The organism is Pararhodonellum marinum, from assembly GCF_015354735.1.
Taxonomy (GTDB): domain Bacteria; phylum Bacteroidota; class Bacteroidia; order Cytophagales; family Cyclobacteriaceae; genus Pararhodonellum; species Pararhodonellum marinum.
This window is the reverse complement of record NZ_JACEFJ010000004.1, coordinates 161061-179559: the sequence shown is the minus strand read 5'-3', so window position 1 is coordinate 179559 and position 18499 is coordinate 161061. Positions and strand designations below refer to the sequence as shown.

Here is an 18499-nt window from a genome sequence, read left to right as displayed (position 1 = left end):
AAGAATTTGCCCTATGTATAGGATTATCTGTTTGATTTTGATTTGTATGTTAGGCCTTTCCATTCATGGTTGGGCCCAAGATCAGGATCAATTTATTCTGGCAGACACGGTCTTGATCGATGGTGACACTTTGATCATGCTGGGAGATTCCTTGATCTTTAAGCCCGAAGTAAAAGAGATTTTTTGGGATAAAGGAGGAAATTATAACTTGAGCATACAGCAGGTTTCTTTAAGCAACTGGAATGCTGGTGGAGCCGGTTCCTTTGCTTTGAATACTGGATTGAACCTGTTTGCCAACTACAAAAAAGACGATAAAATCTGGGACACCAGACTCACGATAAACTTTGGGTTTAACCGGCAAACTGGTAGGGCATTTCCTACCCGAAAAACCAATGACAACTTTATTTTTTTAACAAAATATGGCCGAGAACTTTCGGAGAAACTTTACCTATCCACTCAGTTGGATGCTCGAACCCAAATGTTGGCTGGTTATAGGTATTCGAGGCCTGGGGGGTCAGATTTGGAAGTCAGGACCAAAATTTCCGATTTGCTCAGCCCGGCATACATACAGTCATCCACTGGTTTGAATTACAGAGAAGAATTTGAAAATGGAGATAAATTATCAATCATTGCTTCTCCGTTTTCAGGGAGGTTTACGATAGTTTTAGATGATTCATTGAGCAGGGCCGGCGCATTTGGGGTAATCCCCGGAGAAAAGGTAAACGCAGAGGCAGGGGTGTCACTGGGTACCTCCATAGACATGAAATTAATGGAGAATGTGTCTTGGAAAGCCGACCTCAACCTTTTCTCCAATTACGAAAGACTCGGCAACATGGTGGTAAACTTCAATTCAATTATCAATCTTAAGGTCAATAAATACATTTCCACCCGAATCGAGACCATTTTGATTTATGATGAGAAAGTTTTTATAGATCAGGGAGACGGGACGAGCAAGCAAGCAGTCCAATTGCAAAACCTGATCAATTTTGGGATAGGAATAGATTTCTAAAAATCTACCTCCAAGCCAAATCTTTTTTGGAGTTCTTTTAGCGCAGGATTTTTTTCTTTTAGGTAATTGAGTTTGTCCGTAGAAGTGTAAAGTCTACTGCCGCTGTTTTCCGAATCATCCTCAATCCGCATGTCCAGGGTAATCCTGTAATTATTGAGTGCTTTTTTCAATATACCCAAAAGCTCAGGCTTTAATTTTTGAAAAATATCTTTTTGCAGGTCTCCATGAAGCAAAAAAGTAATCTGCTCACCCTGGAGTTCAAAGGGTTGCTTTACCACGGTTAATTCCAGATTTTTATGGCCTTTTTTAAATTCCAGAATGATGTTTCCCATCACTTGTTCCAGTTTTTTCAGATCAAATGGATCATAGGGTATGGTCTCTCCCTGATTTTCTTGCTTGCCTGCTTTTTTGACCTGATCCTTTTCAGCTACATTGGAAAGCATTCTTTTTTTGGCTTCCGCTACGCTGTTGGGAATGACCATAGTCCTTTTTAAATCCTGTAAAATCGGAGTTGAAGAAGGTTTTTTTTCTATTGTACCTGCTGTAGTTACCTGCTGTTTTTGCGCCTTTGGGACGGGCTCATTCAGGCTTTTTTTTTTGTTTCCTCTTGAGCCAAAGCCGCAAGGGTGATGGCATGGGGAAGTTTTGCCAGTTTCATTAAGGCCAATTCCACATGCAACCTTTGGTTTTTGCTTGCCTTGTAATGGATGTCACATTGGTTGCAGATGTTCAATGCGGAAAGAAGAAAAGTCAGGGAAGTCTGTGCAGCCTGTTCTTTGTACCGCTGTTGTGCACTTTCTGAAACCTGCAGCAAAGTGATGGTCGTTGGATCTTTACAGACCATCAAGTCCCGAAAATGCTCACTTAGACCGACAATAAAGTTTTGTCCGTCAAATCCCTTCTTCAGGATTTCGTCAAAAACCAAAAGTACTTTGGAAATGCTTTCTTCCAACAAAGCATCTGTAACCTTGAAATAATAATCATAATCCAATATGTGCAGGTTGGCTATGGTCTCCTCATAGGTGAGTTTGCGGCCTGCGGAATAGGTGACGATCAGATCAAATATAGACAAAGCGTCCCTTAATGCTCCATCCGCCTTGGTAGCGATCAATCTCAACGCCTCCTCCTCAAAAGTGATGGTTTCCTCAGAGGCAATGTACTTGAGATGATCCGCAATGTCCTTGATCTGAATCCGGTTGAAATCAAATATCTGACAACGGGAAAGGATGGTGGGAATGATCTTGTGTTTTTCAGTGGTAGCCAAAATAAAAATGGCGTATTTGGGTGGCTCTTCCAGGGTTTTCAAAAAAGCATTGAAAGCCTGATTGGAGAGCATGTGCACCTCATCAATGATGTAGATTTTGTAATTGCCTTTTTGAGGGGCATATCTTACCTGATCTACCAGGTTTCGGATGTCCTCCACAGAATTGTTGGAGGCTGCATCCAGTTCATGTACATTGAAAGAGCTGTTGGTATTGAAGGCCTTGCAGGAATCACAGGTGTTGCAAGCTTCAAAGTCCGCGGTAAGGTTTTCACAGTTGATGGTTTTGGCAAGGATTCGCGCGCAAGTTGTCTTCCCCACACCCCTTGGTCCACAAAATAAAAATGCCTGAGCCAGGTGGTTGTTCTTGATCGCATTTTTCAAGGTTGTGGTGATGTGCTGTTGCCCCACCACTGATTTGAAATTTGACGGTCTATATTTTCTGGCTGAAACTACGAAATTTTCCATCACCGCAAGATATAAAATTATTCCTATTTACAGCTTTTCAAAAACCAAATTCCTATATGGAAAATCATTAATCAGTTGGATTCCAGCACATTTAAAAATCCAATGAAATTCCCATCCTAAAGGCAAAAATAAAAGGCGTAATAGGAACTATTGGACGATCTTCATAGGCAAATTCAAAGGTATTGTTGAATGAGAACCGATCTGTAATTTTTGTATTCAAGTTGATGGTGCTGTTGATTCGGTTCCTGAAGGCTTCAATCCCCTGATCATATCCTACCTGATAATAGGTGACGGTGTTGATATCCACATTGGGGCTTATGGTCATTCGAAGGGAGACATAATTGCTGCTTTTGAAAAAATCAATCTGCACATCCTCTTCTGTAAATGGGTGGATCCAGGTTTCATGTTCATAGATGGCGCCCATTCCTAGAATCAGGGTCATCCGATCACTTTTTACCGCTTGATACCTCAAGGTTCCGCCCATTACCCACCGAGGCTCGAGACCCCTGAAATTGTCAAAAGAATACTGGGCGAAAGTTTCAATATTGGTAATCTTTTCCCGATTAAAAACCACTCGGCCATGGATCAAACCAAAATTCAAAAAATCGTTTTCATTGATTCGGAGGTAATCAAAATTGGAGACAAAAATAAAGGAGTGTTTTCCCGGAAAGTAAACCGCATTTACATCCCACTTGTATCCAAAAAGGTTCACAGGCGCATCGGAAGCAGCACTTCTGTTGAATACATTCAGGCCAGCCGTTGCTTTAAACATGAAATTTTTTGTGGTGTCTTTTTCCAATCTGTATCTTTCAATGTTCAGAATCTGGGCCTGTGAAGCGGTGAAGGTAAAAAACAGGAGGAGAAATGTAATTCTTTTCAAAACGTGTGGCTATTTTTTGACTGTGCAAAGTTTTGGAATTTAAGCCGGGAATCCAAGGAATAAGGTCAATGGTTAGCGGCATTATCACTTCTAAATCAGAAAAACTTAAAATGGCCTTTTTTCAGTGAATATTCACGGAAAGCCCACTACCAGCAAAAAGGTTTCGGAACTTTATTTGTGGTATATTTGTCGTCCGTATTGGAACACAATGGGGCTGACCGGTTTTGACAGTAGGTGTAAGGACTGGGCTCGCATGTCGGGTGGAGCATGTACGCCCGTGAATCATTCATGCAAACCACAAATGGCGAATCTAATTACGCCATGGCTGCCTAATCTTACCCTCAGGGGATAGATCATGCTTAAAGGGTTGAACTTCGATAGAAGTTCCCCGGCCACATCCCGCAACCCTCCGTCCTTTCGGGGTTGAGTCCGGGGTGTCGAAATGATGGGACTAGTGCCTGGGATGCTGCTAAACAGGTGCGAAAATCCAGCAGATAAGTAACACATCGGTGTGTCATCCAGCAGTGTGTTAACGAAAACCCAACAGGTGACTAAACATGTAGACGGTACAGTGTTTCCCTATCTGGACGCGGGTTCGAATCCCGCCAGCTCCACTAAAAAATCCTCAAGAAACAACAATTTCAAGAGGATTTTTTTATTTCCACTTATTCCTAATATTTCAACCCAACTTCACTTGCTCCAAATACTTGGGGAACAAATTGATTTTCTTGGCATCATTGGGATTGAATAAAAAGGGTTGTACATCTACTGCCATTTCATTCATGTCCAATTATTTTGGATATATATCCCTTCCCCTGCCATTCAACCAAACGTCTTTGATCGAAGTCAGGGCATACTATTCGGTTCCAGGTCTTCCGGCAAAAAATCGTTGACCACATTGCCCAAGGAGTTCACTACGGCGATTCTCCTTGGATACTTTTTCTTGATTTTTTCCCTAAAAACAATCCACTCATCCTCCGACTTATTGGTCTTGCTTTACTCTAAATCCAATTCATCATATCCTGGAAAATACCCGATCAGGAAATACGCTTTGGTTTTTTTTTGTGCTGTTTTTCGGAAACTGGATAAAAGGCTCAATTTCCCCTGTTTCGGGATACAACCATTTAAATAGATATATATCTTGTAAAAAATTTTTGTGAATGTACGGAAAGATGCCAGTAAAATGGTAATTCAATATAATTCTCGACAGCAAATTGAAATGTCCGGTACATCAGACTTCGGACTTCGGACTTCCAACCCGTTTGAAGAAGAATATTGGGTTAGTGGCAAAGAAGCGGATAACCATTAAAATTTTTATCTGAATAATCACTATTTGGTGGAAACTCTTGGTTCATGTGATAATATTTATTTTCCAATGGCTCCATTCCATATCCCATGATTTTCAAGGTCCGATCTGGTGTTTCATAAATCCTCCCAATCGATTCGGAGGATTTTTATTTTGTAAATCTCATTTCTAACATCAATGGTACATCTTTTTAACCATGGAATTTTCAAAGTATCAATGAAAAATTCTTTTCATCAGGTGAAATAGCACCCTTGGAGGAATAATTGTCATCCTAAAAAATAAACATCAAGTATTACCTGCTATTTTGATATCTTATGTTTCGATAACCTATCTGACCCTAGCATGAAAAAAGTTTACATCCTCCTTCTATCTTTTTTTATTTTTCTACAAGCGCATGCCCAGTTTTCTCAAGCTGCCAGGGATTCCATCAACAAGCTTACTCAGGCCGATTTTGTTCAGATGCTCGAACAATTGAAGCTGGATCCCAATCAGCAAAGAAGGGGACCTTCAGGAAACCCACAGGATCCAAATGCTGCCAACAGTGCCGAGGAACTCGTCCGGAATTATGTGTTACCCGATCCTTTGCTTTTAAAAGAGGGAGGAAAGGTTAAATCCAAGGCCGATTGGTGGGAGCAAAAAAGACCGGAAACCGTCGAAGAATTTGAAAGGGAAATTTACGGTCGCCTTCCTGATAATGTCCCTGGAGTAAGTTGGAAAGTAAAAGCTGCCTACGATACTGTAATCGGCAACTTCCCCATTAGAGAAAAAATATTGATCGGGGCTGTGGACAATTCCGCCTATCCTGACATAAGCGTGGAAATAGAATTGTTGGTGGCTACCCCGCTACATGCCACAAGTGCAGTGCCTTTGGTGATGGAATTTGGCTTTATAAGATCACCATTCGGTCCCGGACCTGGAGCACCTGCTGGAATGGGTGCCAATGAACCCTCTTGGAAGGAACAGTTGATTTCCAAGGGTTGGGGCTATGCGGTTATTGTCCCTTCCAGCTTCCAGGCTGATAACGGGGCCGGTTTGACCCAAGGCATCATAGGTCTGGTGAACCAAGGAAACCCAAGAACCCCGGAGCAATGGGGAACCTTGCGGGCATGGGCCTGGGGTGCCAGCAGGGCAATGGATTATTTTGAAACAGACAAAGAAGTAGATGAAACAAAAGTCGCCATCGAGGGACTTTCCAGGTATGGCAAAGCTGCCGTGGTCGCCATGGCTTTTGAGCCGAGGTTCTCTTTAGGATTTATTGGTTCCTCCGGTGCAGGAGGAACAAAAATTCTCAGAAGGAATTTCGGGGAACAAATAGAAAATCTTGCTTCTTCGGGAGAATACCATTGGTTTTGTGGCAACTTTATCAAGTATGCCGGACCCTTGAACCAGGATGATCTTCCGGTAGATGCCCATCAACTGGTTGCCTTATGTGCACCTAGACCGGTTTTCATCAGTGTCGGTTCCCCATTTGTAGAAGGCAATTGGATAGATGCACGGGGGATGTTTATCGCCGGACTTCATGCCGGACCCGTTTACGAATTGTTAGGCAAAAAGGGCTTGGAGACCCGAGAATTTCCGGTGCTAGGTCAAGCCCTCACCCAGCATGACATCGCTTTCAGACAGCATGCCGGAGGCCATACCACCGGTCCCAATTGGAGTACATGGATCGCATGGGCCAGTAAATATTGGGATTAAATCCCAATTTTACCTTAGAATTGAAGGTTAGGATCTAAAATCCAATTCAGATTTCAATCAGGAGTAAAAAAGCAAGTACACCAGGTATACCACATAAAGCGAAAAAAATATCCCTGCTTCCCAACGATCCAGTTTCCTTCCTTTTCCTGAAAAAAGGAATACAAAAAGGAACAAACCGGCCAGCACATTGACCCAGATATCCAAGAAATTTGAATCGGCAACCTGAACGGGAAGGATGGTGGAAGAGAGACCTAGGATAAAAAAGATGTTGAAGATGTTCGACCCAACTACGTTCCCAATGGCAATGTCCACTTTTTTTTGCCTTACTGCCACCAGCGAGGTGGCCAATTCCGGGAGAGAAGTGCCAATCGAAACGATGGTCAGTCCTATGACCCTTTCCGAAAGGCCAAATTGCCTGGCCAATCCCACGGCATTGTCTACAATCAGCTTTCCACCTAAAACCAAGCCAGCCAAACCAAGTAACATCCAAAACAAAGCCATCTTATTGGTGTAGGTTTTTCCACCTGCTATAACCTCTTCGTTCGAGGAATTTTTAGAAACCATGATGTTGTAAACCAGAAAAACTCCGAAAAACAGCAAAAGCACCAATCCATCTCCTTTGGAAATGATGTTGGCCGTTCCTTCATTGAGTAGCAGGTCAGCAGCCAAGACCCACACCAGAACAGCTGCGAGTAGACTCAAAGGGATTTCGATCCAAGTGGTGTTGCTTTTGACGGTAAGTGGATAAACCAAAGCACAGATGCCCAAAATACCCAAAACATTAAAAATATTGCTGCCCAATACATTGGCCAATACCATTTCGGAGGCACCACCTAAAGAAGCAAATACATTGACTGTCAATTCGGGAGCAGAGGTCCCAAAGGCGACCACCGTCAAGCCAATCACCAAGGGAGGAATTCCAAAATTTCCGGCCAAAGCGGAGGCTGCACCTACCAATTTATCAGCCCCTGCCACCAGCAGTACAAACCCTAAAAGCAACAGCAAAACGGACCAGACCATAGACATTTATAGCGCATCAAAAGTACATTGAATTAAGGATAATTTAGGGTTTGGTACTTAAAAATTTTTCAATCAAAAAAAAAATCCTTTGGTTACATCAAAACCTATTCAGAAAAAAGTAGGCTCAAATGCCACTTTAAAAGCATTATTATTAGAATAGTGGAGTGATTTTGATTTCCTCAAATCCTAATCAAGGACAAAATTTTTCAGTATGGTTTTAGTGTGTACAACTGACTGCTCTTTCAAAGTTTTATTAATCAACCATTTTTCAAATTTTTAGCCTGACTGGCTTTGCACGGTCAAGTATGGTTGTCTGAAAAAATATTTAACATGGGTTGTCGCGATCCGTGAGTTGCATGCGTCTAGTAATAAATCCCGACAACTAATATTTATATGCTATAAATATTTAAATAAATATATTTATATTTTTAATCTTTTTATGAATATATTTGTATATTGTTGGTCCAAAAAACTAAAACCAACTTCAGTATGTCACATTTAACGCTTTCCGAAAATCACATATCAACGCCTGATTATCATAGCGATATAGGGCAAAAATTAGTGAGTGTGGTAATTCCTTGTTACAATCAGGGTAAATTCTTACAAGAAACTGTTCCCTCAGTATTAAATTCCACCTACAAGCCACTAGAAATTATCATCGTAAATGATGGCAGCACCGATGATTCACTGGAAATCATCAAAGAGATTGCTAAAAAAAATACTGGTGTGTATTATATCAACCAATCCAACAAAGGACCATCAGAAGCAAGAAATGTAGGGATTGAATTTGCAAATGGTGAATATATACTTCCACTGGATGGGGATGACAAAATCCATCCGGAATATATAAGTCGAGCCGTAGAAGTCATATCTTCAGATGCAAATATCAAAGTAGTTTATTGTCAAGCTGAGAAGTTTGGAAGAAAATCCGGTAAATGGAATTTACAGAATTTCAGTCATCAAGCATTGGCAACCGAGAACATGATTTTCGTATCCGCATTATTTCACAAATCTGATTGGGAAGCTGTTGGAGGTTTTGATGTAGCCATGGAAGAAGGATGGGAAGATTGGGAATTTTGGATCTCTATGCTGAAAGACGGCGGAAAAGCTGTACAATTGCCGATCACAGGTTTTTACTATAGAATCCACTCGGCATCAAGAAGAAAATCCTTCTGTAGCGAAGCAAAAAAGCAAGCGATAACCTATTTGAACAAAAAACACGGGGATTTTTTCTGGAAGTACATTAATGGACCTTTGAGAGTAAAAAGAAGTGTCTCAAAATATTATAATAGGATGGCGCATCTATTTTTTCTGTAAACCCTCAATTTCCAAATTTCAACGTTGGGAGAATTCAAATATTTATCCTGAATGACTCCAGAGCTTATTAACCTTATTGAAGCCAACTATTCCAATGCCAAATATAAAAGAAAGGTCCCTTTCCATCATCATACCCAATTACAACGGGGAAAAGCTGCTACAGGAGTATTTGCCATACACCTTCAGGGCCGTTCAAGTTCAGAATATACCTTACGAAATCATTGTTGTAGATGATGCATCTACAGATAACTCTGCGGCTATATTGAAAAAGTGTTTCCCTTCGGTGAAAATTATTGAAAGCACCCTCAATGAAGGATTTTCAAAAGCCTGTAACAAAGGGATTGCCGCAGCCACCATGTCTTACTCATTTCTCTTGAATTCGGATATTCAGTTGACTGAGCGGTATTTTGACGCGCTCTGGAAGTATGTAGAAATGGAAAATAGCTTTGGTGTGATGGGCACTATCCTTCAACCTGATGGTTCGGTTGAGATTTCAGAAAAATCTATGTTTTTGAAAGGATTGACCCTAAAAATCAAGAATAAAAAATCCCATTCTAAAAAACCTTTGCTAACAACTTTTCTATCCGGTGCGAATGCACTTGTCCATACAGACAAAATTAAGCACCTGAACGGTTTTGATCCTATTTTCTCACCTTTTTACTCAGAGGATGTAGACTTATCTCTACGAGCTTGGCGAATGGGATGGGAGTGCTATTTGGAACCAAAATCCATCTGCTACCACTTGGGTTCAAGCTCAATAGGTAACCATTTCGAGCGTTCCTACATCAAAGAAATATATTTCAGGAATCGAATGATTCTAAATGCAATTCATACCACTGACCTTACAAGATATCAAAACAGCCTTCTTGTTTCAGACATATTGCCGAAGTTGCTAATCGGAAAAGCTTGGATATGGAAAAGTTACAAAGGTTTTAGAAAGCAAAACCAAGCGATTTTAAAATCAAGAGGGAATCTAAAAAAAATACTGAAAAAAAATCCCCAATCAAATAGTTTGGAGGAAATCATTCAAAAACTAAGCAAACAACAGGAAATCAACTTCAAAAATGAAGTTTCTCTAGGTACAAGCGCTTCGTTAACATAAACAAATGAAAACTTATTTTAGGCTACTTTCCTTCGCCAAACCGATTGAAAAATACGCCATACCCTATATCATACTCACGCTACTTGCGGTCATATTCAACACCTTGAATCTGGCACTTTTGGCTCCCCTTCTCTCTACTTTATTCGAAGAAAGTTCTGGAGAAGTATTTCCTAAACCCGAGAATTGGTATGACATCATGGCGCAGTTCAAGTACATGACGCAATCCATACAATCGACTTATGGTGCTTTTGATGCTTTAAAATGGATTTGTATTGTTCTAGTACTCTCTGTATTTTTTGGCAATGTTTTTCGCTATCTGAGTCAAAGGGTGATGGAAAATCTCCGAATACACACCCTGCTCAAACTCCGCAAAGCGGTCTTTGAAAATGTAATGGATCTACATGTTGAATATTTTAACGAACAGCGAAAAGGAAACATCATTTCCAAGATTGCCTCAGATGTTCACGTAGTACAGTTTTCCGTCACCAGTACCCTTCAGGTTCTGTTCAAAGAACCGCTTCAGCTGATGGCATATATATTCATTCTATTTGCCATATCCATTAAATTGACCATGTTTGCCCTTTTGGTCATTCCCATATCGGCTTTTGCCATTTCAAGAATCGTAAAAAAGTTGAAGGCACAGGCCACTGAAGCACAGGAGCGCTATGGGCAGATGATCAGTTTGCTGGATGAAGCCTTATCAGGAATCAAAATCATCAAGGCTTTCAACGCATCCAACAGAACCAAGGACAAGTTTCATCAGGAGAATGTGGCTTATTCGGATTTGGGGAGAAAGATGGCTTACAGGCAACAATTGGGATCGCCGGTATCCGAATTTTTAGGTGTTTTGATGGTCGCAATCATAGTACTTTACGGGGGGTCGCTGGTGATGACAAACCAATCGGAATTGTCAGCCGCGGAATTTATCACCTACATAGCCATTTTTTCTCAGGTCATGCGTCCTGCTAAAGCCATTACAGAGTCCTTTTCTACCATCCATGCAGGACTTGCTGCCGGTGAGCGGGTTTTAGAGCTCATTGATGAAAGACCATTGATTATCGATGAGGACAAGCCTTTTGTGATGAAAGGTCTTGAAAAAGGTCTTCAATTTGAACATATCAATTTCTCTTATGGCTTACCTGTTTTGAAAAACATCAATTTAAATATCCCTAAAGGGAAGACAGTGGCCTTGGTGGGGCCATCAGGGGCTGGAAAAACCACTCTGATGGATTTGATACCTAGATTTATAGAAGCCAAAGCGGGGAGAATAATGATTGATGGCATTGACATTCGTTCCATCAGTGCAGAATCCCTACGCAGACATATAGGCATTGTCAACCAAGAATCCATTTTGTTCAATGACAGCATACGCAACAACATTGCTTTCGGCAAACCTGAGGCTACCTTGGAAGAAATCATAGAAGCAGCTAAAATTGCCAATGCCAGCGAATTTATAGAAAAAACGGTGAATGGATATGATACGAATATCGGTGACCGGGGAACCAAGCTTTCCGGTGGACAAAAACAACGGGTGTGCATTGCACGGGCTGTGTTAAATAATCCACCCATTTTATTGCTGGATGAGGCAACTTCTGCACTGGACACCGAATCGGAGAAACTGGTACAGGATGCTTTGGAAAAACTGATGCATAACCGTACGACTTTGGTGATTGCACATAGATTGTCTACTATCCAGAAAGCTGATTTGATTGTGGTGCTTGACAATGGTAGGATTGTGGAACAAGGCAACCACCATGAATTGCTTTACAAAGAAGGCCTATACAGCAGGTTAATAGAAATGCAGCAATTTTCAAATGCTTGATGATTTGATGTATGCAATTTGGCTTATTCTAAAAACGCTTTAGGTTATAAAAGAAAAACAATGAGTAACCCCAATTCGGAAATGAAACCCATTGCACTCTATCTACCCCAATTCCATGAAATTCCTGAGAACAATGAATGGTGGGGAAAAGGATTTACGGAATGGACCAATGTGAAAAAATCAAAACCTGTTTTCCCCGGACATTATCAGCCTCATGTTCCCCTCGATGGGGACTACTACGATCTCACCAATCTTGAAACCATGCGAAGGCAAGCAGATCTGGCCAAATCCTACGGTATTTATGGATTTTGCTTTTACCATTATTGGTTTAGCGGCAAATTGCTTTTGGAAAAACCGGTGGAAGAATGGCTGGCCTCAAATATCGATTTCAATTATTGCCTCAGCTGGGCAAACGAAAACTGGACCAGGCGATGGGATGGTAAAGAACAGGAAGTATTGATGCAGCAAAATTACTCCAAGGAGGATGAGCTGGCCCATATCAGGTATTTAATGAAGTTTTTTAATGACCCTAGATACATCAAAGTCGGAAACAAACCTGTACTCCTGATGTATAGGACCGAACTCCATCCTTTCATCAAAGAGGCTACGGATATCTGGCGTCAAGAAGCAAAAAAAGCGGGTTTCGAAGACCTTTATTTGATCAGGATGGAAAACTTTGTCAGAAATCAAGCGCCTTCCCTAAGTGGTTTTGATGCCGGAATGGAGTTTGCCCCAGACGGGACTTGTCAAGGATTGAAAGTCCTGAAAAAAAACCTGCTCAGGTACCGTCTGAGTAAGGTTCTCCATTACACTAAGGTCCGACGAAGCGGCTATTTTACAAATTATGTATATGACTACTCGGATCTTAAATCCAATATGGAAGAACGGGTAACGCCAAATTATACTTATTTCAGATGTGCATGTCCATCTTGGGACAATTCTCCAAGAAGAAGTCAAGATGCGCAGATTTATGTCAATATAAGTCCCAAAGCCTTTGGAGAATGGATAAAGACCCTAAAAGCATACACCGAAAAACGCCTAAGTACAGACAAGCAATTTTTATTTATCAATGCATGGAATGAATGGGGGGAAGGATGCCACCTAGAACCGGATTCTAAATATGGGCATCAATTTTTAGAAGCATTAAGGGACAACATTTGAAGGGACAACATTTGATTTTGGGAAGTTCCTTAGAACAGTTCAGCGTGATGATATCAAAAATTTACATGAGCTTGACATCAGCTCTTTTCCTGTTTACTTAGGTAGGCCTTAGCCAAGGAAAAATACATTTTCAGATAGGTGGCATAATCCAACTGCTTCAGGGCACTTATCTTCAGCACACCGTACATCCTTCCTATGGGGACATGCTGGCTGAAGAACTTCAGAATAGTGCGAAAGGTATGTTTTTCACAGATGGCCATTTCTCTTTTTATCAGATTAAGAGGGTTGAGAGGCAATTGATCTGCCCATTTCTGATTGATATAAAATGTACTTTCTATCCATTCAGAATTCAATGTGCCTTCAGAAAAATGTTCTACTAGCACCTCAAAGGTGACATACACTTCGTATTTTTGATTGACTGCAATCGCAAAATCAATGTCGTACCCATGAAAGCCTTTTAAGCTTTCATCAAACGGAAATTCTTCAACCACCTTTTTTTTGGTGGCTAAAAATACCCCATCTACACAGGCCACTCTGGCAAGCTTTTCTTCTCCTATTCTTTGGAAAGCATGCAAACTTTCTTTCTTCTCATATTTGTAGTGTTGTATGAGATTAATTTTGATCAGTCTATACTCCAGACCATGAGAAATCCATCCAGTAGGAAACCTTGTTTTGTAAGCACATCCGGCAATCCCTACCAAACCGACATTTTTTTGACTTAGGTTGTCTACCAGTAATTTACCCCAATCCTGCGTGTTGAATTTGACATCTTCGTGGACAAACAATAGATTTTCGAAGGTTGCTTCTTTTGCCCCTTGGTTGTAAACACTGGTTATTCCCCTGGGATCAATGGAATTGTCAATGGCAATGATTTCATAAGGCACGCCAACGGTGAGCCTTATGTTTTCCTTTAAAGTCCTCAATCGTTCCACATCAATTGAGCAAATCACTATACTTAGCATAATAACATTTTTTTATCTTAGCTTTCGAAGTAGGTTTTAATTCTATTGATTCGAATTGATCAATACATGTGCTTAATCTTTTTTTGAACAAAAAACTGTAATAGCCATGTCATAGCGTTCACAAATCAAGTCTTTGTCTATGAATGGTTTCATTCTTGCACTTGACTCCTTAAGATGATAAGTAAAACCTTCCTCTACCACCATCTGCAATAGTTCATGCAACGTCTGAACTTTAAAAACATCATTATGGTATTCAAAAAATAAATGTTTCACTTTGGAAAGTTCATTCTTGCAATCCTTTAATACCTCATACTCAGCCCCTTCAATATCAATTTTCAAAAAATCAACCTTTTCATTCAATAATTTTTTCAATTCAATGGTCTTTACCTTGGTCACCTCAGCAGGTGAATTTTTATAGATGGTATGTATCCTTCCTCCCATTCCTCCATCTGAATGAAAAACAAGTTCGCTTTCCTCAATCCAAACCGCCTTTTTATATAAAGTCACATTCTTAAGGTCGAATGCCATTACATTTCCTTTCAAGACCTCAAAAATTTCAGCTTCCGGCTCAAAGGCCAGGATTTTATGATCCGGATAATTCAGTGCAAAATACAAGACACTTAAGCCCATGTTGGCTCCACAATCCAATATTAATCCACCAGAAGTAACCAGAGGATCAAATTTGTAAATCTCATCCTGAAAGATCTCCTTATAGGTATTGACAAAACTGGCAGCATGGTGAAATTGAAAAGGCTTGTCAAATATCCCCACCGCAACCCCAGATTCTTCAAAGGCCATTGACCTTATTCGATTCAATTCGTCCTCTTTTGCATTGGGAATTGGTTTTTGCTTGGCTTTAAAACTGAAAAAAGACATTGTGTTTTTTTAACGAAGGTTAGTTCTTACTTTTTAGACGACTATTAAGTGCTGATGCCCAATTGGTAAAGTGGTAATTTCATTATCTTTTTGGAAAAGTTTCCAAAACTCTTTTTATCATTGGAAAAGTATTAAATTTATATTTTTTATTTGACATTTTATATTTAAACCACTTAATGGACACAAATAATTCCCCTATCAAACCTATTGCACTCTATTTACCTCAATTCCATGCAATTCCTGAAAACGACTCATGGTGGGGAAAGGGCTTTACAGAGTGGACCAATGTTCGAAAGACAAAACCGGTTTTTGAAGGCCATTATCAGCCGCATGTTCCCGCTGATGGAGACTATTATGATTTGAATGATGTAGAGGTCATGAGAAAACAAGCCGATCTGGCAAAAGCCTATGGGATTTATGGATTCTGCTTTTATCACTACTGGTTCAATGGCAAATTGCTTTTGGAAAAACCTTTAGAACAATGGCTTACCTCCGACATCGATTTTAATTATTGCTTAAGTTGGGCAAATGAAAGCTGGACAAGGCGATGGGATGGAAAGGACAAAGAAATTCTCCAAGTGCAAAGTTATTCATTGGAGGATGATTTGGCGCACATCAAATATTTGATGAAGTTTTTTCGAGATCCACGGTACATAAAAATAGGTAATAAACCCGTTTTATTGGTATACAGATCAGAGATTCACCCATTCATCGAAGAGGCTACTATGATATGGAGAAAGGAGGCAAAGAAAGCCGGATTTGATGATTTGTACCTTATCAGAATGGAAAATTTTTCAAGGGACGACGACCCGGTCAAAAGCGGATTTGATGCCGGAATGGAGTTTGCGCCGGATGTCTCATGCCAAGGTTTGAAAATCCATAAAAGAAAAAAATTTCAATACCTCTTCAATAAATTATTGCACACTACCGGAATTCGAAAAAACGGCATTTATGAGAATGGCGTGTACGATTACATCACCATGAAAAACAATATGGAAAACAGGCAGATTCCAGCTTATCCCTATTTTCGATGCGCCTGTCCTTCATGGGATAATTCTCCCCGTAAAAGGAAACATGCGAGAATATTTGTAAACTCCAGTCCGGAACTTTTTGGAGCATGGGTGAAAAAACTAGCAGACTACACCAAAAATAACCTGCCTAAGGACAGGCAGTTTTTATTTATCAATGCCTGGAATGAATGGGCTGAAGGCTGTCACCTGGAGCCCGACCAAAAATATGGGGAGGATTTTCTCAAGAGTTTAAAAGACAATATTTAATTTTCATCATTTCGATCTGATTGCAGTTTTCAAACCAAGAAAAAAACACCTAAAAACCGGTGGTCTTTTTTACCTTCCATTTAGGCTATAAAATCTTTTCCCTTTTATTTACAAGCTCTTTGTACAGTCAACAATATATTATGATCTAGAAAAAACAGCATCTGCTAGATTACCAAGCCTTTAAGGATTCTCAAAATCAAAAGGGAGGTTTATGCAAAAATGAAATGGGATATCAGTCAATGTAAATTTTAGGTTAAGTTTTTCAAAACATAATACAACAAAAGTAAAAAGCACTATTTTTCCATCGTTTTTAACTAAATTTTCAATAACGTGAAAAGTCCAATCATTTATTTAATTGTTTTATTGTTTTTTCAAACGCAATCCTTTGCCCAGTCTGACGAGTGGCATATTGCAGGTTTTACCCCGGTGGAAAACATCAAAATCCTGGATGAACTTGCGGAGGGTAAGGACATGCTAAAGGGAGATCAGATTTTTGCAAAGGCCAGAGGATTTTTTTCATTTTCTCCCATAAACTCCATCAATAACAGGGCTCTGACAAAACTCCGGACTGAAGCTTCCATGAAAGGAGCAAGCCATATTTACATCAGCTACAGGTCCATTGAAAATTCCTGGTTTTCCAAAACCTCTATGTACACGGCGCGGATTTTTAAGGAAAGCCCAGTTACTTTTCAAGAAGTAAGTCAGGCAGTGAAAGGGAAGAAGATGGTTTTGAAAGTAGAGACAAAATACTCGAGAGATCAATGGAGGGCAACAACAAAAGAGGTCAACGAAACTTCAAATATCAATCTCAATGCTCCCTTAGAGGAAAAGGACGGCAAGGTCTTGATAAAACTGAGAACCAAAGACTTCAAATCCGGGAAATACTCTGAAGGGGAATTTTACGAGGTGATCGCTTTAGAAGGCAACAGGATGATTGTCACCAAAGAAATTGAAAAGGAGACCGGCTTCCTGATGTATGGAGTGGAAATACAATAAACTGTTAGAATAACCTGATCCTCGGGTCTGAATTGGTGAAAAACAGGCCAAACTAAGGAGACCTAAAGAGTCGGATCATTTTAGGAATTATTCCCAAAATTATTTATTTCCAATTCAATAAAAATGGTGTGGATTTTGACCTAAATTGTCGATCTGATTTTCTCAATCCGATCACTGTCCATGAACAAAAAAACCAACTTTCAGCAATCACTTTTGGCCATTGGGATGGCCTTTCTGATCTTGGGTATGTCATGGTCATTTCCTCAGGTAAAAGGGGAAGACAAGGCTACTGACAATAGTGCCACCATTGACAATCTCTTAGTTTTTAATGAAGGGGGCGGTCAATTTTTTATGGGCACATCCGGAAAGCTGCTTGTGGTCAATGATTCAGGTGGTTCAGAAAAAGCCTCTTTTTTGGAATTGCCGTATTTTGGGGAGTACTTGCTTTGCAAAGCGCTCAAAGTCAAATTGCATGTATTGGCCCACAAAAGGCCCATTTTTCAGGCCATCACTTTCCTATACCCCTTTCATTATTTCTGGTAGATAAGGTATTCTATTAAGCCAAGGATTCACTTGCGTCGAATCCTTCTGCTTTCTAGACTGTGTGAGATCAGATTTGTTCTCTACAGTCACCTATACCCTTATCTCAACATTTTAATCAGAAACCATGATTGACATTGAACCGGTCAGCCTAGGGATATCCCTGCTTGCCCTCTTGGCCTTTGTTGCGCCATTTTACTTTCATCATAGAAAACAATCCAAAAGAAAGACACAGCAACGTGAAATCATGGAGAGTTTGGCCAAAACCCACCAACTTAACTTGAACGAGGTGGATTATTGGAGAAACCTATACGGCATAGGCATTGATCTTTCGAAGAAAAAATTGCTTTATGCCAAATTCGATGCGAATCCATTGACCCACCTTGTAAATCTGGATCAATGCTGTGAACTTTCAGAAATAAAAAAAACACATCAAACCGGCCAGGGAAAGAACAAAAATGTGGTATTGGATTACCTGGCCTTGAAACTTGACGGAGAAAAAGAGGTGGTTTTGGAGTTTTATGACAGTGATATTTTCTCAGATAATGATGGAGAACATCCACTCATGCAAAAATGGCAGATTATCATTCAATCCTGCCTGACCAAATTGGAGAAAGTACCTGAACTCAACTAATTTACCTTCGAGATTTCACCCCTTTATAGTCCAAACTATAATGGGGTGATTTTTCTCCTTGTGATTCGGTTCAATTTAATTTTTGATAATTCAATAATCAGGATATCAGAGAACAGAGGAAAAGCTCAAAGGTGTAAGTAGAGAAAACCTAACAGATGTCGGAAATAGTAAGA

General features: G+C 40.1%; 16 protein-coding genes and 1 other RNA gene. 11 read left to right on the top strand and 6 right to left on the bottom strand.

Annotated features, from left to right (window positions below):
- The first annotated feature begins 13 nt into the window (after positions 1 to 13).
- Complete coding sequence (locus H1A14_RS10110; RefSeq protein ID WP_194776134.1) at positions 14 to 1009, top strand: DUF3078 domain-containing protein; 996 nt, start codon at positions 14 to 16, stop codon at positions 1007 to 1009.
- Here the strand turns inward: H1A14_RS10110 and H1A14_RS10105 are convergent.
- The 3 genes from H1A14_RS10105 to H1A14_RS10095 all read right to left on the bottom strand — a co-directional run bounded on the left by H1A14_RS10105 (position 1006) and on the right by H1A14_RS10095 (position 3618).
- On the bottom strand, positions 1006 to 1491 hold the full coding sequence (locus H1A14_RS10105) for a DNA polymerase III subunit gamma/tau (RefSeq protein ID WP_194776133.1): 486 nt from the start codon (positions 1489 to 1491) through the stop codon (positions 1006 to 1008). The two genes, H1A14_RS10110 and H1A14_RS10105, sit on opposite strands and share 4 nt — an antisense overlap.
- A 101-nt stretch (positions 1492 to 1592) precedes the next feature.
- Positions 1593 to 2738, bottom strand: a complete 1146-nt coding sequence (locus tag H1A14_RS10100; RefSeq protein ID WP_194776132.1) for a DNA polymerase III subunit gamma/tau — start codon at positions 2736 to 2738, stop codon at positions 1593 to 1595.
- A gap of 91 nt (positions 2739 to 2829) precedes the next feature.
- Entirely contained in the window at positions 2830 to 3618 is a 789-nt protein-coding gene (locus H1A14_RS10095; protein WP_228527716.1) for a DUF481 domain-containing protein, read from the bottom strand.
- Positions 3619 to 3828: 210 nt separating this feature from the next.
- On the opposite strand from H1A14_RS10095, the gene ssrA reads away from it, so the two are divergent.
- Both ssrA and H1A14_RS10085 read left to right on the top strand, forming a co-directional pair.
- Positions 3829 to 4235: a transfer-messenger RNA gene (ssrA, locus tag H1A14_RS10090) on the top strand.
- Positions 4236 to 5266: 1031 nt separating this feature from the next.
- A complete protein-coding gene (locus tag H1A14_RS10085; protein WP_194776131.1) occupies positions 5267 to 6619 on the top strand; it encodes a glucuronyl esterase domain-containing protein in 1353 nt (450 codons plus the stop codon).
- Between the two features lie 57 nt (positions 6620 to 6676).
- On the opposite strand, the gene H1A14_RS10080 is transcribed toward H1A14_RS10085, so the two are convergent.
- Entirely contained in the window at positions 6677 to 7639 is a 963-nt protein-coding gene (locus tag H1A14_RS10080; RefSeq protein ID WP_194776130.1) for a calcium/sodium antiporter, read from the bottom strand.
- A gap of 489 nt (positions 7640 to 8128) precedes the next feature.
- On the opposite strand from H1A14_RS10080, the gene H1A14_RS10075 reads away from it, so the two are divergent.
- The 4 genes from H1A14_RS10075 (at position 8129) to H1A14_RS10060 (ending at position 13041) form a co-directional block, all read left to right on the top strand.
- On the top strand, positions 8129 to 8956 hold the full coding sequence (locus tag H1A14_RS10075) for a glycosyltransferase family 2 protein (RefSeq protein WP_194776129.1): 828 nt from the start codon (positions 8129 to 8131) through the stop codon (positions 8954 to 8956).
- 94 nt (positions 8957 to 9050) lie between these two features.
- Positions 9051 to 10058, top strand: a complete 1008-nt coding sequence (locus H1A14_RS10070) for a glycosyltransferase family 2 protein (protein ID WP_194776128.1) — start codon at positions 9051 to 9053, stop codon at positions 10056 to 10058.
- A 4-nt stretch (positions 10059 to 10062) separates the two neighbouring features.
- On the top strand, positions 10063 to 11880 hold the full coding sequence (locus H1A14_RS10065; RefSeq protein ID WP_194776127.1) for an ABC transporter ATP-binding protein: 1818 nt from the start codon (positions 10063 to 10065) through the stop codon (positions 11878 to 11880).
- A 60-nt stretch (positions 11881 to 11940) separates the two neighbouring features.
- Positions 11941 to 13041 carry a glycosyltransferase WbsX family protein gene (locus H1A14_RS10060; protein WP_194776126.1) on the top strand — a complete coding sequence of 367 codons (1101 nt, stop codon included), beginning with the start codon at positions 11941 to 11943 and terminating at the stop codon, positions 13039 to 13041.
- A gap of 77 nt (positions 13042 to 13118) precedes the next feature.
- On the opposite strand, the gene H1A14_RS10055 is transcribed toward H1A14_RS10060, so the two are convergent.
- Positions 13119 to 14003 carry a glycosyltransferase gene (locus H1A14_RS10055; protein WP_194776125.1) on the bottom strand — a complete coding sequence of 295 codons (885 nt, stop codon included), beginning with the start codon at positions 14001 to 14003 and terminating at the stop codon, positions 13119 to 13121.
- Between the two features lie 72 nt (positions 14004 to 14075).
- A complete protein-coding gene (locus tag H1A14_RS10050; RefSeq protein ID WP_194776124.1) occupies positions 14076 to 14879 on the bottom strand; it encodes an FkbM family methyltransferase in 804 nt (267 codons plus the stop codon).
- A gap of 176 nt (positions 14880 to 15055) precedes the next feature.
- Here H1A14_RS10050 and H1A14_RS10045 point away from each other — a divergent pair, with 176 nt between their 5' ends.
- The 4 genes from H1A14_RS10045 (at position 15056) to H1A14_RS10030 (ending at position 18326) form a co-directional block, all read left to right on the top strand.
- Positions 15056 to 16156 carry a glycosyltransferase WbsX family protein gene (locus tag H1A14_RS10045; protein WP_194776123.1) on the top strand — a complete coding sequence of 367 codons (1101 nt, stop codon included), beginning with the start codon at positions 15056 to 15058 and terminating at the stop codon, positions 16154 to 16156.
- 330 nt (positions 16157 to 16486) lie between these two features.
- Entirely contained in the window at positions 16487 to 17152 is a 666-nt protein-coding gene (locus tag H1A14_RS10040; RefSeq protein WP_194776122.1) for a hypothetical protein, read from the top strand.
- Positions 17153 to 17332: 180 nt separating this feature from the next.
- Positions 17333 to 17695: a hypothetical protein gene (locus H1A14_RS10035; RefSeq protein ID WP_194776121.1), complete on the top strand. Its 363-nt coding sequence runs from the start codon at positions 17333 to 17335 to the stop codon at positions 17693 to 17695.
- Positions 17696 to 17819: 124 nt separating this feature from the next.
- Positions 17820 to 18326, top strand: coding sequence for a hypothetical protein (locus tag H1A14_RS10030; RefSeq protein ID WP_194776120.1), 507 nt, complete (start codon positions 17820 to 17822; stop codon positions 18324 to 18326).
- The last annotated feature ends 173 nt before the right edge of the window (positions 18327 to 18499 follow it).